Below are 20,802 nucleotides of genomic sequence, written 5' to 3' on the forward strand. Positions count from 1 at the left end.
CGGCGGCGCCTGCGCCGCAATGCTGACGCTGACGTCAGTGCCCTCGCAGGCCGCGGCCAAGATCCAGCGGCTGGTGTCGCCCGGCGGCATCGAGGCGTGGTTCGTGCAGGACGCCACCGTGCCGCTGATCGCGATGGAATATTCCTTCGGCGGCGGCGCCAGCCAGGATCCGTCCGGCAAGCCCGGCGTCGGCAATCTGGTCGCCGACCTGCTCGACGAGGGCTCCGGCGATCTCGATTCCAAGACCTATCATGAGCGGCTGGAGCGCCGCGCCATCGAGCTCAGCTTCCAGTCCAACCGCGATCAGTTCCGCGGCTCGCTGCGCATGCTCAAGGACAACAAGGACGAGGCCTACGACCTGTTGCGGATGGCGCTGACCTCGCCGCACTTCGAGCCGAAGGACGTCGAACGCATCCGCGCCCAGGTGATCTCGAACCTGCGCCGCGAATCGACCAACCCGTCCTCGCTGTCGGGCCGCAAGTTCCTCGAGCTCGCCTTCGGCGATCATCCCTATGGCAGGACGGCGACCGGTACCCTCGAGAGCGTGCCGACCATCGAGATCGCCGACCTGAAGGACTATGTCCGCCGCATCATCGCCAAGGACACGCTGCGGATCGCCGTGGTCGGCGATGTCGATCCCGATACGCTCGGCAAGCTGCTGGACAAGACCTTCGGCGGCCTGCCGGCCAAGGCCGAATTGACGCCGATTCCCGACGTCGTGGCGACCAAGCCGCCGCAGCGCGCCTTCGTCCCGCTCGACGTGCCGCAGACCGTCGTCACCTTCGGCGGCCCCGGCATCAACAGGCACGACCCGGACTTCATGGCCGGCTATGTGATGAACCACATTCTCGGCGGCGGCGGGCTGTCGTCGCGGCTGTACAAGGAAGTGCGCGAGAAGCGCGGGCTGGCCTATTCGATCTATGAAGCGCTGCTCTGGATGGATCATTCCGCGCTGTTCATCGGCAACACCGGCACCCGGGCCGACCGCGCCGGCGAGACCGTCGATGCGATCGAGGCGGAGATCCGCCGCATCGCCGAGCAAGGTCCGACGCAGCAGGAGCTCGACGAGGCGAAGTCCTATCTGAAGGGCTCGCAGATGCTGGCGCTCGACACCTCCTCCAAGCTCGCGCAGGCGATGCTGCAATACCAGCTCGACAAGCTGCCGATCGACTACATCGAGAAGCGCAGCGCCATCGTCGATGCGGTGACGCTCGACGACGTCAAGCGGGTTTCCAAGAGGCTGTGGGGCAACGGCCTGCTCACCGTGATCGTCGGCCGCGCCCCGCAAGCCGCAGCGCAGCCGGTCTCGGCGCCGCCGAAGGCGAACTGACACGGTTCGGCGCGCGGCTCCTTCATCCACACCACCGTTATGGCCACCCCTCTCCCCACCCTCCCCCGCAAAGGGGGGGGGGTGGGGAGAGGGGTGGCCGCGCACTCCGAGCGTTGACGTAACGAACACTGCATCAACACCGCCCAACCACGCCCATCGCAAACCCGCTATCCTGCGGCCGCCGATTCTTCCCTCCACGGGTGATGTCATGCTGCGGCTGTCCCGCGACCTTACGATCGACGAGAACGACATTGAGATCGTCTTTGTCCGCGCCTCCGGTCCGGGAGGGCAGAATGTCAACAAGGTCTCGACTGCGGCCCAGCTGCGTTTCGACACGAACAAGATCGCGCTGCCGCCGGATGCGGCGCAGCGGCTGGCGCGGCTCGCCGGCAGCCGCATGACCAAGGACGGCGTGATCGTGATCCAGGCGTTCCGCTTCCGCACCCAGGAGCGCAATCGCGCGGATGCGATCGAGCGGCTGTTCGAGATGCTGAAGGAAGCGATGGTGCGGCCGACACCGCGGCGCCCGACCAGGCCGACGCTCGGCTCCAAGCAACGCCGGCTCGAAGGCAAGAAACGCCGCAGCGACATCAAGGCCGGTCGCGGCAGTCAACGTTTCGACGATTAGGGAATACCGGACACAGCGCACACGCGACGCTGTATCCGGGATCCATCGCGGATCAGTACTTCTTGGTCGCAGGCGCCATCTCGGAACCGCCGCCCGATTTCGGTGTGGCGTGGCCGCTGCCGACCGTTCCCTTGCTGCCCGACTTGGCGCTGGTGCCGCTTTTTTGCGTCGGCGAAGTCGGTTGCGCTGCCATTTCCTCATCGCCGCTGCCGGACATGCCGCCGCCCTGCTGCACGGTCCCGCTGCCCGCTGCACCGCCGCGAAGCTGGGTATTCGGCGTAGCCGCCCCCTGCGCCAGGACGGGGCCGGCCATCACGGCCGAGATGGCAAGGGCGAGCACGCTGGTTCTTGCAAACGTCATCCATTTCTCCAGGACTTTGATTGACGATGGACGGAGCGGCGCAGGTGTGCGCCGTTTGCAGCGCCGACCCTGAACCCCATCGCGCGAGACTGAATTTTCCGCAAACGGCGCACGCGCCATGCAAGCTTCGTGGTGTGGTGATCGTGCAGGGATTTCGCGGTCATTTTGCGGATTTGTCGTCCGCATATGCGGCAAGGATCGGTTCCGCGCCAGATCAACGCCCAGCTTTGTTCTGCCGTGAAACAGCCCGCTACTACCAACGGCCGATTTCAGCCTCCTACAGTCACCGCACAGAGGCGGTGATGTATATGACAAAGCTGCGCGCCAGATGGACGGCAAAGTGGACGTTGGCGCTGGGATTTTGCAGCGCGATGTTTGCAGTGCAAATGACGGCTGCGCAAATGCCCTTGCCTGCCGCCAAGCCGCCCGACGGGGCGACACTGTTCAAGCAGCAATGCGCGACCTGCCACACGTCAAACACCTCGGACCCCGTCCGGCAAGGACCGTCGCTCTACAAGATCGTCGGCCGCCATGCCGGCAAGGCCGACGGCTTCAAATATTCCGCAGGCTTCGCCAACGCGGATTTCGTCTGGGACGACACCAGGCTCGATGCCTGGCTGACCAATCCACAACAGGTGATCCCCGGCGCCGTGATGGCTTATCGGCAGGCCAAGCCGGAAACCCGCGCCATGATCATCGCCTATCTGAAGGAGCTGAACTGAATGGCGAAACCCGTGCATTCGATGATCCGCGTGCTCGACGAGGCCAAGGCGCTCGACTTCTATCAGCGCGCGTTCGGGCTCGAGATCGCGGACAATCTGCGATTTGGCGATTTCGCGCTGGTCTATCTGCGCCATCCCTCCTCGCCGTTCGAGGTCGAGCTCACGGTCAATTTCGACCGCAAGGAGCCCTACGTGATCGGCGACGGCTATGGCCATCTCGCTGTCGTCGTCGATGACCTCGATGCCGAGCACGCGCGCTTCGAGAAGGAGAAACTGTCGCCCGGGCCGCTGCGCGACTTCAAGCATGACGGCAAGACGCTGGCGCGCTTCTTCTTCGTCTCCGATCCCGACGGCTACAAGATCGAGGTGATCCAGCGCGGCGGGCGCTTCGGCTAGAGCATGATCCGGAAAAGTGGGAACCGGTTTTCCGAAAAGATCATGCTCAAATAACAAAGCATCAGAAAATAATCTACGGAGGAAACCCATGAGAGAAATCGATCGACGCAGCAAATATGACCGGCGTGTGTTTCTCAAAGGCGCGGCCGTCACCGCACCCGCCGTCGCGATCGCGACATCGACCGGGCTTGGCATCACCGATGCGTGGGCCGATGAGGCTGGCACGCTGACACCGGCCACCATGAAGACATTGCTGAAGGTGGCGCGCGACATCTATCCGCACGATTTCCTCGGCGACAGCTACTACATCACCGCAGTGAAGCCGTGGGATGACAAGGCCGCCAAGGATCCGGCGGTCAAATCGCTGATCAATGAGGGCGTCGCGAGACTCGATCAGGCGGCCAACGACCGCCACAAGGTGCCCTATGCCCAGATCGCCTGGGAGAACGATCGCGTCGCGCTGCTGCAGCAGATCGAGCAAAGCGCGTTCTTCCAGAAGATCCGCGGCGATCTCATCGCATCGCTCTACAACAACAAGGAGGTGTGGCCGCGGTTCGGCTACGAGGGCTCCTCCGCCGAGCATGGCGGCTACATCAAGCGCGGCTTCGCCGATATCGACTGGCTGCCGAAGGCTTGAACCGGACAACGTCGGGAGGAAACAATGGCAAAATTCGATCTGAATGACAGCGGCGTTGTCGTGATCGTCGGCTCCGGCGCCGGCGGCGGCACGCTCGGCAACGAACTGGCGCAGAAGGGCATCAAGGTCGTGATCCTCGAAGCCGGCCCGCGCATCGAGAACCAGGACTTCATCAACGATGAATGGGACAGCTTCGGCCAGCTCGCCTGGTCGGACATGCGCACGACGTCGGGAAGCTGGCGCGTCCACAAGGATTTCCCGAACATTCCGGCCTGGATCGTGAAGGCGGTCGGCGGATCCACCGTGCACTGGGCCGGCGCCTCGCTGCGCTTCGATGAGCACGAATTCAAGATCAAGTCGGCCTACGGCAACATCCCCGGCGCCAACCTGTTGGACTGGCCGATCACGCTCGCCGAGATGGAGCCCTATTACGCCAAGGCCGAGAACAAGATGGGCGTCACCCGCACCAACGGCATTGCCGGACTGCCCGGCAACAATAACTTCAAGGTGCTGGAAGCCGGCGCCAGGAAGCTCGGCTACAAGGAGGTGCACACCGGGCGGATGGCGATCAACAGCGAGCCGCGCGACGGCCGCGGCTCGTGCCAGCAGATCGGCTTCTGCTTCCAGGGCTGCAAGTCGGGCGCCAAATGGTCGACGCTCTACACCGAGATCCCGAAGGGCGAAGCCACCGGCAATCTCGAGGTGCGCCCCGGCAGCATGGTGATCAAGATCGAGCACGACCCATCCGGCAAGGTGACCGGCGTGGTCTATGCGGATGAGAGCGGCGCGATGCAGCGCCAGAAGGCGCGCGTCGTCGCGGTCGCCGGCAACTCGATCGAAAGTCCGCGGCTGCTGCTCAACAGCGCCTCCAGCATGTTCCCGGATGGCCTCGCCAATTCATCGGGCCAGGTCGGCCGCAATTATTTGCGGCACATGACCGGCAGCGTGTATGCGACCTTCGAGAAGTCGGTGCACATGTATCGCGGCACCACGATGGCCGGCATCATCCGCGACGAGGCGAAGAACGATCCGAAGCGCGGCTTCGTCGGCGGCTACGAGATGGAGACGCTGTCGCTCGGCCTGCCCTTCATGGCGGCGTTTCTCAATCCCGGGGCCTGGGGCCGCAGCTTCACCAGCGCCATGGAAGGCTATCCGCGGATGGCCGGCATGTGGCTGGTCGGCGAGGACCTGCCGCAGGAGACCAACCGCGTCACGCTGGATCCGACCATCAAGGACAAGTTCGGCATGCCGGTCGCGAGCGTGCATTTCGACGATCACCCGAACGACGTCGCGATGCGCGATCACGCCTACAAGCAGGGTGCCGCGGTCTATGAGGCGGTCGGCGCCACCGTGACCTATCCGACGCCGCCCTATCCCTCGACCCACAACATGGGCACCAACCGGATGAGCGAGAAGCCGCGCGACGGCGTGGTCAACAAGTTCGGCCAGAGCCACGACATCAAGAACCTGTTCGTCTCCGACGGCAGCCAGTTCACGTCAGGCGCGGCGTGCAACCCGACGCTGACGATCGTGTCGCTGGCGATCCGGCAGGCCGACACGATCGCGGGCGCGATGCAGCGCAAGGAGATCTGAGAGATTGATGCGATCGGATTGAATAGCAACCCCAAGGAAACTGCCCACCCTCTCCCGCTTGCGGGGGAGGGCTGGGGTGGGGGCTCTCTCCGCGAGTCACATCGTGGAGAGAGCCCCCACCCGCTGCGCTACGCGCAGCGACCTCCCCCGCAAGCGGGAGAGGTGAAAGAAGCCTATTCCGCGGCGTCGAGGATGGGCTGGCGCTGGAATTCGGCGGCCGGAGCTGCGCTCTGCGAGCGATAGATCAAGCAACAGCAACGCAACAGCGACGCGAAATTATTGACCTCGCCGTGGTGATCGAGGACTTCGCCATAGAGCGTGGTGACGAACTTGGCGACGCTCATGCCCTCCTTGGCGGCGATCTCCTCCAGCGTGTCCCAGAACGACATCTCCAGCCGGATCGAGGTGCAATGACCGCCGATCCGCAGCGACCGGGTCTGCGATTCATAATTGCGCTGCGGCTGGTGCGAGAACAAATGGCACATGGCTATCCTCCCGATCGGATTATAATTTTTCTAAACGATATACCCGCGCGTGCGGCGTCACAATCGCCACGTAGGGCGTAGCCGCTCCACACGCGAAGGTGAGTGTCTTCAAGGCGATAGGCCTGCTCCATCCCCAGCTAAAGGCAGCCATTCGCGGGCCGCCCCATGCATTTGGCCGGCGAGCCGACTAGAATGCCGCCGAACCTCGAATCCCTGTCCGATCGCGCAAATCCATGCCCGTCCGCCAACTTCCCGAACAGCTCGTCAACCGCATCGCCGCCGGCGAGGTGGTCGAACGTCCTGCGAGCGTGGTCAAGGAACTGGTCGAGAACGCGATCGACGCCGGCGCGAGCCGGATCGACGTCTTCACCGACGGCGGCGGCCGGCGCCGGATCGGCATCACCGACGACGGCGGCGGCATGACGCGCACTGATCTCGCGCTTGCGGTCGACCGTCACGCCACCTCCAAGCTCGACGACGAAGACCTCTTGCGCATCCGCACGCTCGGGTTCCGCGGCGAGGCGCTGCCGTCGATCGGCGCGGTCGCAAAGCTCGGCATCACCACGCGTCATGCCAGTGAACCGCATGCGTGGTCGCTGTCGGTCGAGGGCGGCGAGAAGTCGGAGGTCATGCCGGCCGCGCTCGGCCAGGGCACCCGCGTCGAGGTCAACGAACTCTTCTATGCAACGCCGGCGCGGCTGAAATTCCTCAAGACCGACCGCACCGAGGCGGAGGCGATTCGCGAAGTGGTGCGGCGCCTCGGCATGGCGCGGCCCGACATCGCCTTCACCCTGGCCGGCGAAGAGCGCGCGCCCGTCACCTGGGCCGCGGCGCTGCCCGGCGCAGCCGGCCGCCTGACGCGGCTCGGCGATATCCTGGGCGCGGACTTTCGCGCCAGCGCAATCGAGGTGCGCGCCGAACGCGAGGGCGTCACGGTCGAGGGCTTTGCCGCCGCGCCGTCGCTGACCCGTGCCAATGCGCTCGGGCAGTATCTGTTCGTCAACGGCCGCCCTGTGCGCGACAAGCTGATCTTAGGTGCGGTGCGCGCGGCCTATTCCGACTATCTGCCGCGCGACCGCCATCCTGTGGTGGCGCTGTTCGTGACCTGCGACCCGCAAGAGGTCGACGCCAACGTGCATCCGGCCAAGACCGAGGTGCGCTTCCGCAACGCCGGACTGGTGCGCGCGCTGATCGTGCACGCGCTGAAGGAGGGCCTGGCGCGCGAGGGCAGACGCACCGCGGCCAACACCGCCGACGGCGCGACGTTACAGGCGTTCCGCCCCGCCTTCACGCCACCGCGCCCGGGCAATTGGGACTGGCGCAGTTCGCCGTCATATCCGGTCAATCCGATGCGCACGTTCGACGGCGCAGCGGCGCCCGCCTTCGCCGAGCCCGGACAGGCCGCCTTCGACGTCGGCGCACCGACCGCCGATGTCCGCTTCGAGGCTGCACCCGCCCCCGATCTGCTCGACCGGCCGCTCGGCGCCGCACGCACCCAGATCCACGAGACCTACATCGTCTCGCAGACCCGCGATGGCCTGATCGTGGTGGACCAGCACGCGGCGCATGAACGCATCGTCTATGAGAGACTGAAGGCGTCATTGGCGAAGAACGGCGTGCAGCGGCAGATCCTCTTGATCCCGGAGATCGTCGAGCTCGATGAGGCGACCGTCGAGAAGCTGCTCGATCGCGCCGAAGAGCTGGCCTCGTTCGGGCTCGCGATCGAATCCTTCGGCCCCGGCGCGGTCGCCGTGCGCGAGACGCCCTCGCTGCTCGGCAAGGCCAATGCGGCCGGGTTGCTCCGCGACCTCGCCGAACACATGGCCGAGTGGGACGAGGCGCTGCCGCTGGAGCGTCGGCTGATGCACGTCGCCGCTACCATGGCCTGCCACGGCTCGGTCCGCGCCGGCAGACGCCTCAAGCCGGAAGAGATGAACGCCCTGCTGCGCGAGATGGAAGACACGCCGAACTCAGGCCAGTGCAACCACGGCCGGCCGACCTATGTCGAATTGAAGCTGAGCGATATCGAGAAGCTGTTCGGGCGGCGGTGAAGATCCCGTAGGATGGGTAGAGCGAAGCGAAACCCATCAACTTTCTTCCGCGCGGAGACATGATGGGTTTCGCTTCGCTCTACCCATCCTACGAACTCACTTCCCGCGCGAACACCTGCAACGCCGTGCGAAGCTGTGCGACCCATTCATCGCCGTCCTTGAAACCTCCAGCCGCAATGCGGGCGCAGATCTGATCGAGATCATCGCCATCGGCTGCGTGTTTGCCGACCCGCCGCGCAATCGCGATATAGCCGTCCGTCAGCAGCACCAGACCCGGCGCGCTCGCTGCGAGATATTGCTCGCGCGCTTCGCGGAGCAACTGCGACGCGTCGTCGTAGCGGCCGAGCGCCAGATCGAACGCCCCCACCATCCAGACGCCCGTTGCCTCGCGCAGCGGTCCGAGCTCCAGGACCCGAACCAGCCGAAGCGAGCGCTCTGCAAGCTCGCGCGCGGCGAGCAGATTGTCCGGGTTGATCGGCTTGTCGGAAACGCTCCAGCCCGGCCAGCAATCGGCCGCCGCGTTGAAGGTCCAGCGCTGAACCATCATCAGCGCTTCACGCGCGTCAGCATCCTGCGCGCCGCAACGGCGCTCGATCTGGTCGGCGGCATCGCGCGCGGCCGCAAGCAGTGCCGCGTCATCATCCGCGCCGCGCAACGCCTTGACACGGGTCTCCAGCTGGCCGGCCAGCCCGGCGAGAGTGTCGGCCATGGTTCGCGCTCCGCAAACGGTGATGAAGCAGTATCGCGTAGGATGGGTAGAGCGAAGCGAAACCCATCATGGTGCCGCGGAAGTGATGGGTTTCGCTGCGCTCTACCCATCCTACGGATTCAAAATCTTCAGGAACACGAACTCGGTGTCGTCATAGGCGCGCCGCTCGAGCTCCTCGAAGCCTTCGGGCGCGGAGAATGCCGCGGCCTTCGCCTCCTCGACCACGAGCAGCGCGCCCGGCGTCAGCCAGCCGCCGTTGCGCAGCGAGGCGAGCGCCTTGTCGGCGAGACCCTTCCCGTAGGGCGGATCGAGAAACACCAGCGAGAACGGCTCGACCGGATGCGCCGGACCCAGATCGGTGGCATCGCGGCGATAGACCTTGGTGGTCCCGCCAAGGCCGAGCGCCTCGACATTGTTGCGCAGCAGCGCCCGCGCCTCGGCGCCATTGTCGACGAACAGCGTGAACTTCGCGCCGCGCGAGATCGCCTCGATGCCGAGCGCACCGGTACCGGCAAACAGATCGAGTACGCGCGCGTCCTCAATCGGATTGTCGTAGGCGTGGATCAGGATATTGAACACGGACTCGCGCAGGCGGTCCGCGGTCGGGCGGATCTCGCGGCCCGACGGTGACGCGAGATTGCGGCCCTTCAGCCTGCCCCCGACAACGCGCATTAGAATGCCCCGATATTGGCCGCGCGGCCGGTGCGCTCCCTTCCCCCTTGTGGGGAAGGGTTGGGGAAGGGGGTGCCCCACGGGCAGACCACCCGTGTGGCACCCCCCTCCCTTGCCCTCCCCCACAAGGGGGGAGGGAACGGAGAGAGCGTTGATCGCGTCACAGCGCGTAAGGACGACACATCCATCGTCGCGACCGCCCTACTCGTCCTTCGGCGTGAGATCGCGCTTGCCGTGGTAGCCGCGCTTGGGACGGCGCGGCGGGCCGTAGCCGTTGGCCTCGTCCTCGTTGCGGGCGCGGGCTTCCTCGCTGCCGGTGCGCTGCACCAGCACGCGGCGGCCCTTGCGATCGTTGATGGTCTCGCGCTTGCTGGGCTTCGGCTTCCTGGCGGGCGCATCGTCGCCGTCGGCGGCATCACGCTGCTCCGGCCGCGTGAAGTCGGCGCCTGCGACCTTGGCGATCTTCTCGCCGAGCTGCTCGCGCAGCACCCGCGTCTTGACCTCCTCGACCTTGCCCTCCTCGAGCTCGCCGAGCTGGAACGGGCCGTAGGAGATCCGGATCAGCCGGTTCACCTCGAGCCCGAGATGCGCCATCACGTTGCGCACCTCACGGTTCTTGCCCTCGCGGATCGCGAACACCACCCAGACGTTGGAGCTCTGGTCGCGTTCCAGCGTCGCATCGATCGGCCCGTATTTGACGCCGTCCACCTCGACGCCGTCCTTGAGTTGGTCGAGCTGGCCCTGCGTCACCTCGCCATGCGCGCGCACGCGGTAGCGACGCAGCCAGCCGGTGTCGGGATGCTCCAGCGTCCGCGCCAGCCCGCCGTCATTGGTCAGCAGCAACAGGCCCTCGGTGTTGAAATCGAGCCGGCCGATCGAGATCAGCCGCGGCAGGCCCTCGGGCAGATTGTCGAACACGGTGGGCCGGCCCTCCGGGTCGGCATGCGTCGTCATCAGCCCGCGCGGCTTGTGATACATGAACAGCCGGGTCCGCTCGCGCGGCGGCAACGGCTTGCCGTCGACCGCCACGACATCGTTGTCGGTGATATCGAGCGCCGGCGAGTTGATCACGCGTCCGTTGACCGTGACACGGCCCTGGGTGACGATCTCCTCGGCATCGCGGCGCGAGGCAAGACCGGCGCGCGCCAGCACCTTGGCAATGCGTTCGCCGGACTTCTTCGGCTTCGGCTCGGGACGCTCGCGGCGATCGTCGTAGGAACGCTCGCGATAGGCGCCGCGGCCGCCGAAGGCCGGGCGCTTGGCAAACACTTTGCTGTCGTCTTCATTGTCGCGGCGCGGCCGATCCGAGAAGCGGCCCTCGCTGCGCGGATGCTCCTGCCAGTCGGCGCGTCCTTCCGGACGCTCACGGCGGCGATTGTCGCCACCATCTTCATCGCGATTCCAGCGCGGCCGACTGAACTTCGGCCGCTCGTGGCGATCGCCCTGCTCGCGATCGTCGCGGGAACGCGAGAACCGCGGCCGCTCGCCGCCGCCGCGATCATCGCGCGGCCTGTCGAAATTGCGCGGGCCGTCGCGGAACGGACGCGAACCACGCTCCGGACGATCGGAGCCGCCCTCGCGCTTCTGCCACGGCTTGGATTCGCCGCGCGGCGGCCGGTCGCCAAAATCCTTGCGCGGGCCGCGATCGCCGCGATCACGATCGCCACCGCGCTTGAACTTGCTGTCGCCGCCGAATTTCCGTGCGGGCCGGTCGCCATCGCGCGACGGACGATCGCCGAACGATCGCTCGCCACGCGGCGTATAGGGCCGCTTCTCGCCGTCACGTTCGCGCGGCGCGTAAGGCTTCCTGTCACCGAACTTCCGATCCGAAGACCGCCCCGCCGGACGGGCGTCATCGCGATCACGTCGCGGCGCGCGGTCGTCGCGATTGTAGTTCGGGCGGTCGCCACGGGGCGTGTAGGGGCGCTTTTCGCCGCCGCGGTCTTCGCGCGGCTTGAACGAACGCTTCTCGCCATCCCCGCCGCGATCAAATCTCGGCCGGTCGCCACGCGGCTTGAACGTGCGCTTCTCGCCATCGCCGTCGCGGGCCGGGCGATCGCGGAATGGCCGATCGCCACGGGCATCATCGCGGTTGAACCTCGGCTTGTCGCCGAACTCGCGGCGCGGCGGACGGTCCTCGCGATCGCCGCGGTAGGGCCGCTTCTCGCCATCGCGCTTGCCGGCAAACGTCTTGTCGCCGAAGCCGCGCTTGGCAAATTTCTTGTCCGGTCCACGGGCGGCGCCGGAGCGGCCCTTGCCGCCGCCGGGCCGATCACGCCGGCCGCGGGAATCGTTGTGTTTGTCGCTATCGCGGGGCATGAATAATCTCGCCTGGGCGTTCAATTGGGGTGCAAGGGCAGCCGGCCGTACGCGCCTGTTGGCAGCGCATTTGACGCAAAACCGGCATCCACTTTTGCTGAAGGCGAAGCTACTAGCAGGTTTCTTCCGATGATACGAGGCATGTCAGCCCCTTCTTTCATGGATTTGGCGCTGAAAACGGCCGAAAACGCCGGAAAAGCCGGCGAAGTTCCGATCGGATGCGTGATTGTCCGGGGTTACGAGGTCATTGCCACCGCCGGCAACCGCACCTTGACCGACCGCGACCCAACGGCCCATGCCGAGATTTTGGCGATCCGGCAGGCTGCCGAGGCCATCGGCACCGAGCGGCTGGTGGATTGCGACCTCTACGTGACGCTGGAGCCCTGCACCATGTGCGCCGGCGCGATCTCCTTTGCCCGGATCCGCCGGCTGTACTACGGCGCCGCCGACCCCAAGGGCGGCGCGGTCGAGTCAGGCGTGCGGTTCTTCGCACAGCCGACCTGCCACCACGTCCCGGAGATCTACGGCGCAGTCGGCGAGACCGAGTCCGCGCGGCTCTTGCGCGAGTTCTTCAGGGAGCGGCGGTGATGCATCCGTAACGCGGACGAAGCGCAGCGCAATCTCTCCCCTCGTCGTCCCGGCGAAAGCCGGGACGACATCGAGTGTGTTGCATCGTCGAGAGTCATGCTTCACGGTCTCTTCGGATGACGGAGTCACCCCGCCAGGAAAAACTCCCGCAGCAGCTTCGCCGTTGCGTCCGGATTCTCCTCGGGCAAAAAATGCCCCGATGCCACCGGCGCGCCGCTGACATTGGTCGCCCAGTTCTTCCAGGTATCGAGCGGCGTGGTTGCGGCGCTGGCAACGCCGGCATCGCCCCACAGCGCCAGCATCGGGATCGTGATCTTGTTGCCGGCATCGACGTCGGCCTTGTCGATCTCGTAGTCGGCATAGGCGCCGGCGCGGTAGTCCTCGCACATGGCGTGGATGCGGGCGGGATCGCGGAACGGCGCAATATAATGCGCGAGCGCGCGCGGATCGATGGCGTCCAGCGTCTTGGTCCTGATCTGGCTCGCCATCTTCTCCTTGAGGAAGAATTCGCCATTGCTCGTGATCAGCGTCTCCGGCAGCGGATAGGGCTGAGCCAGGAACGCCCAGTGGTAGATCTTCAGCGCCGAGAGGCGATTGAGCTTCTGCCAGTAGTCATAGGTCGGCGCGATATCGAGCACTGCGAGCTTCGACAGCCGGCCGGGATGATCGAGTGCGAGCCGGTATGAGACGCGGCCGCCGCGGTCGTGGCCGGCGAGTGCGAAATGGACATGGCCGAGCTGCTCCATCACCTCGACCATGGTTTTGGCCCAGGCCCGCTTGGTGTAGGGCGTGTGGTCCTTGTCGCTGTCAGGCATGTCGGACCAGCCGTAGCCCGGCAGGTCGGCGATGATCAGCGTGAATGCGTCGTCGAGCTTCGGCGCGACCGTGTGCCACATCACATGGGTCGAGGAGAAGCCGTGCAGCAACAGCAAGGGCGGGCCCTTGCCGCCGACGCGGGCGAAGATGCGGCCCTGCGCGGAGTTGATCCATTTCGACTCATAGCCGGGAAAAAGATCAGCGAGATCAGGCATCGGTGGCTCCCCGGTCGCGTGCGCCGTGCTTCAAACTTTGTTCGGCGTTGCCGCTGGCCCAAGCGGGGTTTATGCCATTCTCAAGCCCAACCAACAACAACACGAAACGAGGAAGTGCCATGTCGATCGATTTCGAGATTCCGGCCGAGGCCAAGGCGATCCGCGAGAAGGTCCGCAAATTCGTCCACGACGAGTGCATCCCGGCGGAAAAGGAACTCGACACCAAGCCGCTTGCCGAGGTACTGGCGCCGCTGCGCAAGAAGGCCCGCGCGCAGGGCCTGTGGTGCCCGTTCGTGCCGAAGGAGTATGGCGGTATGGGCCTCGGCCCGCTCGCCAACGCGCTGGTGCAGATGGAGCTCGGCGAGAGCATGCTCGGCGCGCTCTCGATGAACACGCAGGGGCCGGACGACGCCTCGATGATGACGATCCTGGCGCACGGCACCGAGTACCAGAAGGAGAAATTCCTCAAGCCCCTCTTGAACGGCGAGAAGCGGATCTGCTTCTCGATGACCGAGAAGGCCGCCGGCGCCGACGCCACCGGCATGCAGACCACCGCGGTCAAGGACGGCAACGAGAACTACATCCTCAACGGCGAGAAATGGTTCTCCTCGTCGGCGAGCGTTGCCGACATGGCGCTGGTCATGGCGAAGACCGATCCGAACGCGCCGCGCCACAAGCAGTATTCGACCTTCATCGTCGAGCTGCCCAATCCCGGCTACCGCATCAAGCGCAACGTCGCCAACATGGCGATCGAAGGACCGCACGATGACGTGATCCACGGTGGCCATTCCGAGATCGAGATCAAGGACCTCAAGGTGCCCGCCGATAACCTGCTCGGCGGCGAAGGCAACGGCTTCAACATGGGCCAGCACCGCCTCGCCTATGGCCGGCTGCGCCACGGCATGCACAACGTCGCCAAGGCGCAGCGCGCACTCGACATGGCGGCCGCCCACGTCACCAAGCGCTCAACCTTCGGGCAGTTGCTGGCCGACCGCCAGGCGGTGCAGTTCATGCTCGCCGACTGCGCGAGCGAGCTCTATATCGGCCGGCTGATGCTGCTGCACATCGCCTACAAGGCGGAGAAGGGCCTCGACATCCGCCAGGAGAACTCGATCGCCAAGATCTTCCACGCCCACATGGTGCACAAGGTGATCGACACCGCGATCCAGCTGCACGGCGCGCTCGGCTTCAGCCAGGATACGCCGCTGGCGAAGTGGTACACCCAGGTGCGCTCGCAGCGGCTGGTGGATGGTCCCGACGAGGTGCACAAGTGGAAGATCGGCAAGAACGTCATCAAGGCGTTCCGCGAGCACGGCACCACCGCGAGCGCTGCGGGCGGGGATTTGCTGTAACGTCCACCGTCATTGCGAACGAAGCGAAGCAATCCATCTCGCCGCAAGCGGAGACGTGGATTGCTTCGTCGCTCCAGCGCAAAATTGCTTTTTGTCGCGAGCTCCTCGCAATGACGTGGCGAGCTAGCCCGTCGGCTTTTCCGCTTCCACCGCCTGCCAGGCGATGTCGCGGCGGCAGAAACCCTCCGGCCATTTGATGCGATCGACGGCCTGATAGGCGCGGTCGCGCGCCTCGGTCACCGTCTTGCCCATCGCGCAGACGTTCAGCACGCGGCCTCCGTTGGCCAGAACGGCGCCGTCCTTGGCCACCGTGCCGGCGTGGAAGATCTCGACGCCGTCGACCTTGGCGGCGTCATCGAGGCCGTCGATCGGCGTGCCCTTGATGTAGTCGCCGGGATAACCCTTGGCCGCCATCACCACCGTCAGCGCCGGTTCCGGATACCAGCGCAGGTCGAAATTCTTCAACTGCCCGTCGATCGAGGCGAGCAACGCCGGCACGATGTCCGACATCATCCGCAGCATCAGCACCTGGCACTCGGGATCGCCGAAGCGGACATTGTATTCGAACAATTTTGGGCCCTGTGCGGTCAGCATCACGCCGGCATAGAGCACGCCCTTGAACGGAATGCCGCGGCTCTTCATCCCCGCCACCGTCGGCAGGATGATGTGCGCCATGATCCGGTCGTGAATCTCAGGTGTCACGAACGGCGTCGGCGAATAGGCGCCCATACCGCCGGTGTTCGGTCCCTTGTCGTGATCGAACACCCGCTTGTGGTCCTGCGCGGTCGCCAGCGGGATCGCGGTCTCGCCGTCGCACAACGCGAAGAAGCTGATCTCGCGGCCCGAGAGAAATTCCTCGATCACGACCTCGGCGCCGGCCGAGCCGAACGCGCCCTCGAACATCATGGCAATCGCGGCTTCCGCTTCAGACAGCGTCTGCGCCACCACGACGCCCTTGCCGGCGGCAAGCCCGTCGGCCTTGACCACGATCGGCGCGCCCTGGGCGCGGACATAGGTCACCGCGTCCTTCGCATTGTCGAAGCGGCGATAGGCGCCGGTCGGAATGTCGAACTCGCTGCAGAGGTCTTTCGTGAAGCCCTTGGAGCCTTCGAGCTGCGCGGCCTGCTTGCTCGGCCCGAACGCCTTGATGCCGACGGCGGTGAGATCATCGACGATCCCTGCGGCGAGCGGCGTCTCCGGCCCGACCACCACCAGGTCGACCGCATTGCGCCGGCAGAATTCGATCACTGCGGCATGGTCGGCGACATCGAGCGCGACGCATTCGGCCTCGCGCGCGATCCCGGCATTGCCCGGCGCGCACCAGAGTTTGGTCACCAGCGGGGATGCCGCGATCTTCCACGCCAGCGCATGTTCACGGCCGCCGGAACCGAGCAGGAGGATGTTCATCAGACACAGGCTCAAAAGGGTCCAAGAGCTGTGTCGGTCGCACGAATCCCCGCTCGCCCGCAAGGGGCGACCGGGCCGCTTCCCCCGTCATTCCGGCTTACGGCTGCTTGCCGGCGATGATCTCCTGCAAGGTCGCGACATGGCGGGCGAAGGCGCCGCGGCCGGCCGCGGTGGCGGTCACGGTGGTCTGCGGTTTCTTGCCGACGAAGGCCTTGTCGACCGCGACATAGCCGGCCCTGGCCAGGGTCTCGATATGGGCGCCCAGATTGCCGTCGGTGGCGCCCGTCAGCTTCTTCAGCCGGGCGAATTCGAGCCCGGTCGAAGCCGGCAGCGCATGGAGCGCCGCCATGATCCGCAACCGCAGCGGCTGGTGGATGATCTCGTCGAGTTCGGCCATCGATCAGATCCGGCGCATCCAGAGCCCACCGAGGATGAGTGCGCCACCGTGCACCACTGCCATCCACAACAGCAGCGCCGGACCGGCGTAGAAGTAGGCGGTCACGATCAAGGCGCTGCTGCACAGCGCGATCACGATGAAGGCGTAGCCGAACCACAGGCCGGCGAGCGCATAGAACAGCATCGTGAATAGCGGCCAAAACACCAGCATCTGGCGCGGCCCGAAATGGCCGAGCACCGCCGAACAGAAAATGCCGAATGCGATGAACAGCAGGAACGCCACCAGCAGCCGGAGCGCGTAGGCGCCGGCCCCCGGACCGATACCACTGAACGCTGCAATTGCGATCGAGCCTGCGATTCCGATGAGATCGACGACGGCCCAGATCGTATAGCCCTGCGGCGGCCAGGTGTAATTGGCGAGGTAGCCCACGAACACCAATGCGCCCCACATGACGATGATGAGACTGGCGTTCTGATAGATTCGCGACTGGCGGACGCGATGCACGACGTCGTTGATGTCGTTCAGCGCCGCGCTGGCCTGTTGGCTGTCGATCATGACGTCACTCCATTTTGCTCGGCGAGCCTGGAAGAAACCGGTGGGGCGTCGGCCGGCGGGCGATGTTTCCCGATCAGGACATAGGCGATCGTCATGGTGGTGATCGACAGCGCCAATGCCAGCAGCCCGACCTGCCCGCGCGTCGCCAGCGGCAGCACGCGCACCATGATTTCGGTCGCCGCCGCCGACATCAGCGACACGTAGGACCACGAGATGAAATAGTAGTGGGTCAATCGCCAGTTCGCCGGTCGCGGGCTGCGCAGCAGCGGAACGATCGCCGCCACGATGCAGGCGAAGTTCACCATCGCACCGACATGGAACAGGTTGAGGGCGCCGGTAAACCGATAGACCAGCATCGCGGTCCCGTCGGCGACCAGCATGGCATAGACGAAGAAATAGCCGCGCGCCCGGTGGCCGGCGCCGCGCTTCGGACGCAGGAACTGGATCAGCCCGATCCCGATGCACAGGACAGCCACGACGGCATGGACCGCGCCCGCCGCGGAATGGACGAAACTTGCCAAGGTCAACTGCGGGATCATTGGTCAGCCCTCCAGCCAGGTCACCATCAGCGATAGTACAGAGAACTCTGTATCACAGAGTATATGGACAAACAAGCCCACGCATTGGCGATGGCGGGCAAAAGTCCCTACGTTGCGCTGAAGCTCACAAACAGCCGAATCACCTGCAAATGACCGCTGCCGCGCCGAATCTCGTCAACGCGCCCGAATTCACCGTCTCGGAGCTCTCCTCCGCCCTGAAGCGGACGGTGGAGGATCGGTTCGGCCATGTCCGCGTTCGCGGCGAGATCTCCGGCTTCCGCGGCCCGCACTCCTCCGGCCACTGCTATTTCGCCCTCAAGGACGAGAGCGCCAAGATCGAGGCGGTGATCTGGAAGTTCGCCCACGCCCGCATGCGCTTCAAGCCGCAGGAAGGGCTCGAGGTCATCGCCACGGGCAAGCTGACCACCTATCCGAACTCCTCGAAGTACCAGATCGTCATCGACTCGCTGGAGCCGGCCGGCGTCGGCGCGCTGATGGCGCTGATGGAGGAGCGCAAGAAGAAGCTCGCGGCCGAGGGCCTGTTCGACGAGGCCCGCAAGCAGCTGTTGCCCTGGCTGCCCGAGGTAATCGGCGTCGTCACCTCGCCGACCGGTGCGGTGATCCGCGACATCCTGCATCGGCTCGAAGACCGCTTTCCCCGCCGCGTGCTGGTCTGGCCGGTCAAGGTGCAGGGCGACGGCTCGGCCGAGCAGGTCGCAGCCGCGATCCGCGGCTTCAACGCGCTGCCGGAGGGCGGCCGGATCCCGCGGCCCGATCTGTTGATCGTCGCGCGCGGCGGCGGCTCGCTGGAGGATTTGTGGTCGTTCAACGAGGAGATCGTGGTCCGCGCCGCGGCCGAGAGCCACATCCCGCTGATCTCGGCGGTGGGCCACGAGACCGACATCACGCTGATCGACTTCGTCGCCGACAAGCGCGCGCCGACACCGACGGCGGCCGCCGAGATGGCCGTGCCAGTGCGCAGCGAGCTGTTCGTCGAGGTTCAGGGGCTCGCCCGCCGTACCATGGTGTGCTGGCAGCGCAGCCAGGAGGCCCGCCGCAACGAGCTGCGTGCCGCGGCGCGGGCGCTGCCGGCGGCGAACGAACTGCTGGCGATCCCGCGGCAGCGGCTCGATCATCTCGCAGCCGGGCTGCCGCGCGGGCTGAAGGCCAATACGCACGCGCACTTCCGCCGCTTTGCCGCGTCGAGCTCGCGCCTCACCATCGGCGTGCTGCGCGGCCAGGTCGCGCATGCGCGGCAGCGGCTCACCGCATCCGGCGAGCGCATCACGCTGTCGGCGCGGGCGCTGCTGCATCGCCGGCAGGAGCGCTTCAGCGGGCTCGAGATCCGGCTCAAGGCCTCCAAGCTCGCCAACGCCAAGGCCCAGCGCAACGCGATCGCGCGCGATCTCGAGCGCACCCACCGCCTCGCCGAGCGCGCCCGCCGCGCGCTGCTGACGACGCTGCAGCGGCTCGAGGCACGGGTCGCCCATCGCAGCCAGCTGCTGTCGGCGCTGTCCTATCGCGGCGTGCTGGCGCGCGGCTTTGCCCTGGTCCGCGACGCGCACGGACACGCACTGCATTCAGCCGCGGCGGTCGGCCCCAACGCCAATTTGTCGATCGAGTTCGCCGACGGCCGCGTCTCCGCCACCACGAATGCCGATCAGCCCGCGGCGACGGCAACGCCCGAGAGCCAGCCGAAGCCGCAGCGCGATGCGAAACCGGCAGCGCCGAAGCGCGTCACCAAGCCGGTCGATCAGGGCAGTTTGTTTTAGCGCGACAGCCACTCGGCGACTTGCTTCTGCGCGTCCTTGCGTGCGCTCGCATCGGTGCCGATGTGTCCGGGCTCGGTGATGTCGACATCGGACAAGGTTGCAACCGCATGCAGCGGCAGGTTGGCGCGATCGAAATCGTGATAGGCCTCGGGATAGACCACGATCCGCGCCAGCGCGCTGCGGCCGCGCGCGCCGTCGACCATCTGGTGGCAGGCCGACGACGACGTCACATCGTCGCGCGCGCCGATCAGGACCAGCGTCGGCACCCGCGCGCTCCAGCCAAGGCCGGACGAGGTGCGGCAATCCGGATAGAACGCGACCGCCGAGCGGAAGTCCGGCTCGACGTTGCGCGACCACATCTGCGGCCGCACCGCCCACAGCAACGCGGCCGCGCCGTTGCCCCAGCCGATCAGGCTGATGCGGTTCTTCGCCACCCATTTCTGCTGCACCAGCCATTGCCGCGCGGCATTGATGTCGGCGACCCGCGCACGGCGGGTCTGGACCTGATGCTCCCTGATGCGGCACTGGGGCCCGAGCTCGCGCGAGCCGTAGCTGTCGGGCAGCAGCACCGCATGGCCTGACGTGAGCAGTTGCTCCGCCCAGTCGCGATAGCGCGGCAGGACTGGCTCGGAGCGGCCGGCAAGACCGCCGCAGCCATGCAGCGCGATCACCGTCGGGAACGGGCCATCGCCATCGGGCCGGTAGAGCTGCGCGTGCAGCGTGACGTTGCCTTCGGGAATTTCGACCTGACGCGGCGCCGGAAGCGGCGCCGCAGCTGCGGCCGGCACGGCAAGCATGGCGAGGCACATGAAGACTGACTTGAGGCGCATCCGATCCGGCCGGCTCGTTATGGCGCTGTAAACACAGCGGACCACGCCTGCAACGCTACCATGCGCGTCTGCCGCCAAATCATCACAAGTCGGTGGTTTAACGGGCGGACATGACCCCCTATCTGTGATAGACGGCTTCATGAACATTAAGGCTGCCTCATCGGGGGCAAGGCGGAGAGCTCAAACGTGCTGAACAAGTTCGGTCCCTCGGGCCATGGCGAAGCGCAGGTGCAATATCTCGACGGCGATTTTCGCGTGATCTCGCCCGGCACCTTTGTGCGTTGTGCCATCACCGACGTCCGGATCCCGCTCGACGAGCTGAAATACTGGAGCGTCGACCTGCAGGAGGCCTACGCCACCCCGACCGCCGTGCTGCAGCGCCATCATCCCGGCGTGCTCAAGCCGCAGGCTTAGGCTCAAGACCGGGC

The 20,802-nt window shown here is 66.0% G+C and carries 22 protein-coding genes; 11 read left to right on the plus strand and 11 right to left on the minus strand.

The window, feature by feature from the left end:
* The first annotated feature begins 19 nt into the window (after nucleotides 1-19).
* Both CO675_RS09245 and arfB read left to right on the plus strand, forming a co-directional pair.
* Complete coding sequence (locus CO675_RS09245) at nucleotides 20-1,330, plus strand: M16 family metallopeptidase (protein WP_245452711.1); 1,311 nt, start codon at nucleotides 20-22, stop codon at nucleotides 1,328-1,330.
* Nucleotides 1,331-1,538: 208 nt separating this feature from the next.
* Nucleotides 1,539-1,958: an alternative ribosome rescue aminoacyl-tRNA hydrolase ArfB gene (gene arfB / locus CO675_RS09250; RefSeq protein WP_097671606.1), complete on the plus strand. Its 420-nt coding sequence runs from the start codon at nucleotides 1,539-1,541 to the stop codon at nucleotides 1,956-1,958.
* A 52-nt stretch (nucleotides 1,959-2,010) separates the two neighbouring features.
* Here the strand turns inward: arfB and CO675_RS09255 are convergent, their stop codons facing one another.
* Nucleotides 2,011-2,319, minus strand: a complete 309-nt coding sequence (locus CO675_RS09255) for a hypothetical protein (protein WP_097671607.1) — start codon at nucleotides 2,317-2,319, stop codon at nucleotides 2,011-2,013.
* Nucleotides 2,320-2,720: 401 nt separating this feature from the next.
* Here CO675_RS09255 and CO675_RS09260 point away from each other — a divergent pair, with 401 nt between their 5' ends.
* The 4 genes from CO675_RS09260 to CO675_RS09275 all read left to right on the plus strand — a co-directional run bounded on the left by CO675_RS09260 (nucleotide 2,721) and on the right by CO675_RS09275 (nucleotide 5,667).
* Nucleotides 2,721-3,041: a c-type cytochrome gene (locus tag CO675_RS09260; RefSeq protein WP_245452712.1), complete on the plus strand. Its 321-nt coding sequence runs from the start codon at nucleotides 2,721-2,723 to the stop codon at nucleotides 3,039-3,041.
* Complete coding sequence (locus tag CO675_RS09265; RefSeq protein ID WP_097671608.1) at nucleotides 3,042-3,437, plus strand: VOC family protein; 396 nt, start codon at nucleotides 3,042-3,044, stop codon at nucleotides 3,435-3,437. It abuts the gene before it with no gap.
* 88 nt (nucleotides 3,438-3,525) lie between these two features.
* On the plus strand, nucleotides 3,526-4,074 hold the full coding sequence (locus tag CO675_RS09270; RefSeq protein WP_097671609.1) for a Twin-arginine translocation pathway signal: 549 nt from the start codon (nucleotides 3,526-3,528) through the stop codon (nucleotides 4,072-4,074).
* Between the two features lie 24 nt (nucleotides 4,075-4,098).
* Nucleotides 4,099-5,667 (plus strand): GMC family oxidoreductase, encoded by a 1,569-nt coding sequence (locus CO675_RS09275; RefSeq protein WP_097671610.1) that lies wholly within the window; start codon nucleotides 4,099-4,101, stop codon nucleotides 5,665-5,667.
* 173 nt (nucleotides 5,668-5,840) lie between these two features.
* Here the strand turns inward: CO675_RS09275 and CO675_RS09280 are convergent, their stop codons facing one another.
* Nucleotides 5,841-6,152 (minus strand): ribbon-helix-helix domain-containing protein, encoded by a 312-nt coding sequence (locus CO675_RS09280; RefSeq protein WP_097671611.1) that lies wholly within the window; start codon nucleotides 6,150-6,152, stop codon nucleotides 5,841-5,843.
* A gap of 233 nt (nucleotides 6,153-6,385) precedes the next feature.
* Between CO675_RS09280 and mutL the strand changes: the two genes are divergently transcribed.
* Nucleotides 6,386-8,203: a DNA mismatch repair endonuclease MutL gene (mutL, locus tag CO675_RS09285; protein ID WP_097671612.1), complete on the plus strand. Its 1,818-nt coding sequence runs from the start codon at nucleotides 6,386-6,388 to the stop codon at nucleotides 8,201-8,203.
* A gap of 88 nt (nucleotides 8,204-8,291) precedes the next feature.
* Here mutL and CO675_RS09290 read toward each other — a convergent pair whose 3' ends face one another.
* The 3 genes from CO675_RS09290 to CO675_RS09300 form a co-directional block, all read right to left on the minus strand.
* The gene (locus tag CO675_RS09290; RefSeq protein ID WP_097671613.1) at nucleotides 8,292-8,912 is read right to left on the minus strand and encodes a hypothetical protein; all 621 of its coding nucleotides are present in this window, start codon (nucleotides 8,910-8,912) and stop codon (nucleotides 8,292-8,294) included.
* A gap of 111 nt (nucleotides 8,913-9,023) precedes the next feature.
* Nucleotides 9,024-9,584 carry a 16S rRNA (guanine(966)-N(2))-methyltransferase RsmD gene (gene rsmD / locus CO675_RS09295; RefSeq protein ID WP_097671614.1) on the minus strand — a complete coding sequence of 187 codons (561 nt, stop codon included), beginning with the start codon at nucleotides 9,582-9,584 and terminating at the stop codon, nucleotides 9,024-9,026.
* A 201-nt stretch (nucleotides 9,585-9,785) separates the two neighbouring features.
* Nucleotides 9,786-11,903, minus strand: a complete 2,118-nt coding sequence (locus CO675_RS09300) for a pseudouridine synthase (protein WP_097671615.1) — start codon at nucleotides 11,901-11,903, stop codon at nucleotides 9,786-9,788.
* A gap of 141 nt (nucleotides 11,904-12,044) precedes the next feature.
* Here CO675_RS09300 and CO675_RS09305 point away from each other — a divergent pair, with 141 nt between their 5' ends.
* Complete coding sequence (locus CO675_RS09305) at nucleotides 12,045-12,491, plus strand: nucleoside deaminase (protein WP_245452685.1); 447 nt, start codon at nucleotides 12,045-12,047, stop codon at nucleotides 12,489-12,491.
* 125 nt (nucleotides 12,492-12,616) lie between these two features.
* Here the strand turns inward: CO675_RS09305 and CO675_RS09310 are convergent, their stop codons facing one another.
* Entirely contained in the window at nucleotides 12,617-13,522 is a 906-nt protein-coding gene (locus tag CO675_RS09310) for an alpha/beta fold hydrolase (RefSeq protein WP_097671617.1), read from the minus strand.
* A gap of 119 nt (nucleotides 13,523-13,641) precedes the next feature.
* Here CO675_RS09310 and CO675_RS09315 point away from each other — a divergent pair, with 119 nt between their 5' ends.
* A complete protein-coding gene (locus tag CO675_RS09315) occupies nucleotides 13,642-14,874 on the plus strand; it encodes an acyl-CoA dehydrogenase family protein (protein ID WP_097671618.1) in 1,233 nt (410 codons plus the stop codon).
* Between the two features lie 123 nt (nucleotides 14,875-14,997).
* Here CO675_RS09315 and purD read toward each other — a convergent pair whose 3' ends face one another.
* The 4 genes from purD to CO675_RS09335 form a co-directional block, all read right to left on the minus strand.
* Nucleotides 14,998-16,281: a phosphoribosylamine--glycine ligase gene (gene purD, locus CO675_RS09320; RefSeq protein ID WP_097671619.1), complete on the minus strand. Its 1,284-nt coding sequence runs from the start codon at nucleotides 16,279-16,281 to the stop codon at nucleotides 14,998-15,000.
* Between the two features lie 97 nt (nucleotides 16,282-16,378).
* On the minus strand, nucleotides 16,379-16,678 hold the full coding sequence (locus CO675_RS09325) for a winged helix-turn-helix domain-containing protein (protein WP_097671620.1): 300 nt from the start codon (nucleotides 16,676-16,678) through the stop codon (nucleotides 16,379-16,381).
* Between the two features lie 3 nt (nucleotides 16,679-16,681).
* A complete protein-coding gene (locus tag CO675_RS09330) occupies nucleotides 16,682-17,233 on the minus strand; it encodes a hypothetical protein (RefSeq protein ID WP_097671621.1) in 552 nt (183 codons plus the stop codon).
* Nucleotides 17,230-17,772: a DUF2306 domain-containing protein gene (locus tag CO675_RS09335; protein ID WP_097671622.1), complete on the minus strand. Its 543-nt coding sequence runs from the start codon at nucleotides 17,770-17,772 to the stop codon at nucleotides 17,230-17,232. The genes CO675_RS09330 and CO675_RS09335 overlap by 4 nt, the downstream gene beginning before the upstream one ends.
* A gap of 149 nt (nucleotides 17,773-17,921) precedes the next feature.
* Between CO675_RS09335 and xseA the strand changes: the two genes are divergently transcribed.
* Nucleotides 17,922-19,544, plus strand: a complete 1,623-nt coding sequence (gene xseA / locus CO675_RS09340) for an exodeoxyribonuclease VII large subunit (protein WP_097671623.1) — start codon at nucleotides 17,922-17,924, stop codon at nucleotides 19,542-19,544.
* Here xseA and CO675_RS09345 read toward each other — a convergent pair.
* Entirely contained in the window at nucleotides 19,541-20,374 is an 834-nt protein-coding gene (locus tag CO675_RS09345; protein ID WP_097671624.1) for a dienelactone hydrolase family protein, read from the minus strand. The two genes, xseA and CO675_RS09345, sit on opposite strands and share 4 nt — an antisense overlap.
* 186 nt (nucleotides 20,375-20,560) lie before the next feature.
* Between CO675_RS09345 and CO675_RS09350 the strand changes: the two genes are divergently transcribed.
* Entirely contained in the window at nucleotides 20,561-20,788 is a 228-nt protein-coding gene (locus tag CO675_RS09350; protein WP_016848019.1) for a DUF2093 domain-containing protein, read from the plus strand.
* Nucleotides 20,789-20,802: the final 14 nt, after the last annotated feature.

The organism is Bradyrhizobium sp. C9 (assembly GCF_002532045.1).
Classification (GTDB): Bacteria; Pseudomonadota; Alphaproteobacteria; order Rhizobiales; family Xanthobacteraceae; genus Bradyrhizobium.

Bases quoted from the DNA above. Each gene is read 5' to 3' on its own strand.
- CO675_RS09245 (WP_245452711.1), top strand. From the start codon at position 20: ATGCTGACGCTGACGTCAGTGCCCTCGCAGGCCGCGGCCAAGATCCAG.
- arfB (WP_097671606.1), top strand. From the start codon at position 1,539: ATGCTGCGGCTGTCCCGCGACCTTACGATCGACGAGAACGACATTGAG.
- CO675_RS09255 (WP_097671607.1), bottom strand. From the start codon at position 2,319: ATGACGTTTGCAAGAACCAGCGTGCTCGCCCTTGCCATCTCGGCCGTG.
- CO675_RS09260 (WP_245452712.1), top strand. From the start codon at position 2,721: ATGCCCTTGCCTGCCGCCAAGCCGCCCGACGGGGCGACACTGTTCAAG.
- CO675_RS09265 (WP_097671608.1), top strand. From the start codon at position 3,042: ATGGCGAAACCCGTGCATTCGATGATCCGCGTGCTCGACGAGGCCAAG.
- CO675_RS09270 (WP_097671609.1), top strand. From the start codon at position 3,526: ATGAGAGAAATCGATCGACGCAGCAAATATGACCGGCGTGTGTTTCTC.
- CO675_RS09275 (WP_097671610.1), top strand. From the start codon at position 4,099: ATGGCAAAATTCGATCTGAATGACAGCGGCGTTGTCGTGATCGTCGGC.
- CO675_RS09280 (WP_097671611.1), bottom strand. From the start codon at position 6,152: ATGTGCCATTTGTTCTCGCACCAGCCGCAGCGCAATTATGAATCGCAG.
- mutL (WP_097671612.1), top strand. From the start codon at position 6,386: ATGCCCGTCCGCCAACTTCCCGAACAGCTCGTCAACCGCATCGCCGCC.
- CO675_RS09290 (WP_097671613.1), bottom strand. From the start codon at position 8,912: ATGGCCGACACTCTCGCCGGGCTGGCCGGCCAGCTGGAGACCCGTGTC.
- rsmD (WP_097671614.1), bottom strand. From the start codon at position 9,584: ATGCGCGTTGTCGGGGGCAGGCTGAAGGGCCGCAATCTCGCGTCACCG.
- CO675_RS09300 (WP_097671615.1), bottom strand. From the start codon at position 11,903: ATGCCCCGCGATAGCGACAAACACAACGATTCCCGCGGCCGGCGTGAT.
- CO675_RS09305 (WP_245452685.1), top strand. From the start codon at position 12,045: ATGTCAGCCCCTTCTTTCATGGATTTGGCGCTGAAAACGGCCGAAAAC.
- CO675_RS09310 (WP_097671617.1), bottom strand. From the start codon at position 13,522: ATGCCTGATCTCGCTGATCTTTTTCCCGGCTATGAGTCGAAATGGATC.
- CO675_RS09315 (WP_097671618.1), top strand. From the start codon at position 13,642: ATGTCGATCGATTTCGAGATTCCGGCCGAGGCCAAGGCGATCCGCGAG.
- purD (WP_097671619.1), bottom strand. From the start codon at position 16,281: ATGAACATCCTCCTGCTCGGTTCCGGCGGCCGTGAACATGCGCTGGCG.
- CO675_RS09325 (WP_097671620.1), bottom strand. From the start codon at position 16,678: ATGGCCGAACTCGACGAGATCATCCACCAGCCGCTGCGGTTGCGGATC.
- CO675_RS09330 (WP_097671621.1), bottom strand. From the start codon at position 17,233: ATGATCGACAGCCAACAGGCCAGCGCGGCGCTGAACGACATCAACGAC.
- CO675_RS09335 (WP_097671622.1), bottom strand. From the start codon at position 17,772: ATGATCCCGCAGTTGACCTTGGCAAGTTTCGTCCATTCCGCGGCGGGC.
- xseA (WP_097671623.1), top strand. From the start codon at position 17,922: ATGACCGCTGCCGCGCCGAATCTCGTCAACGCGCCCGAATTCACCGTC.
- CO675_RS09345 (WP_097671624.1), bottom strand. From the start codon at position 20,374: ATGCGCCTCAAGTCAGTCTTCATGTGCCTCGCCATGCTTGCCGTGCCG.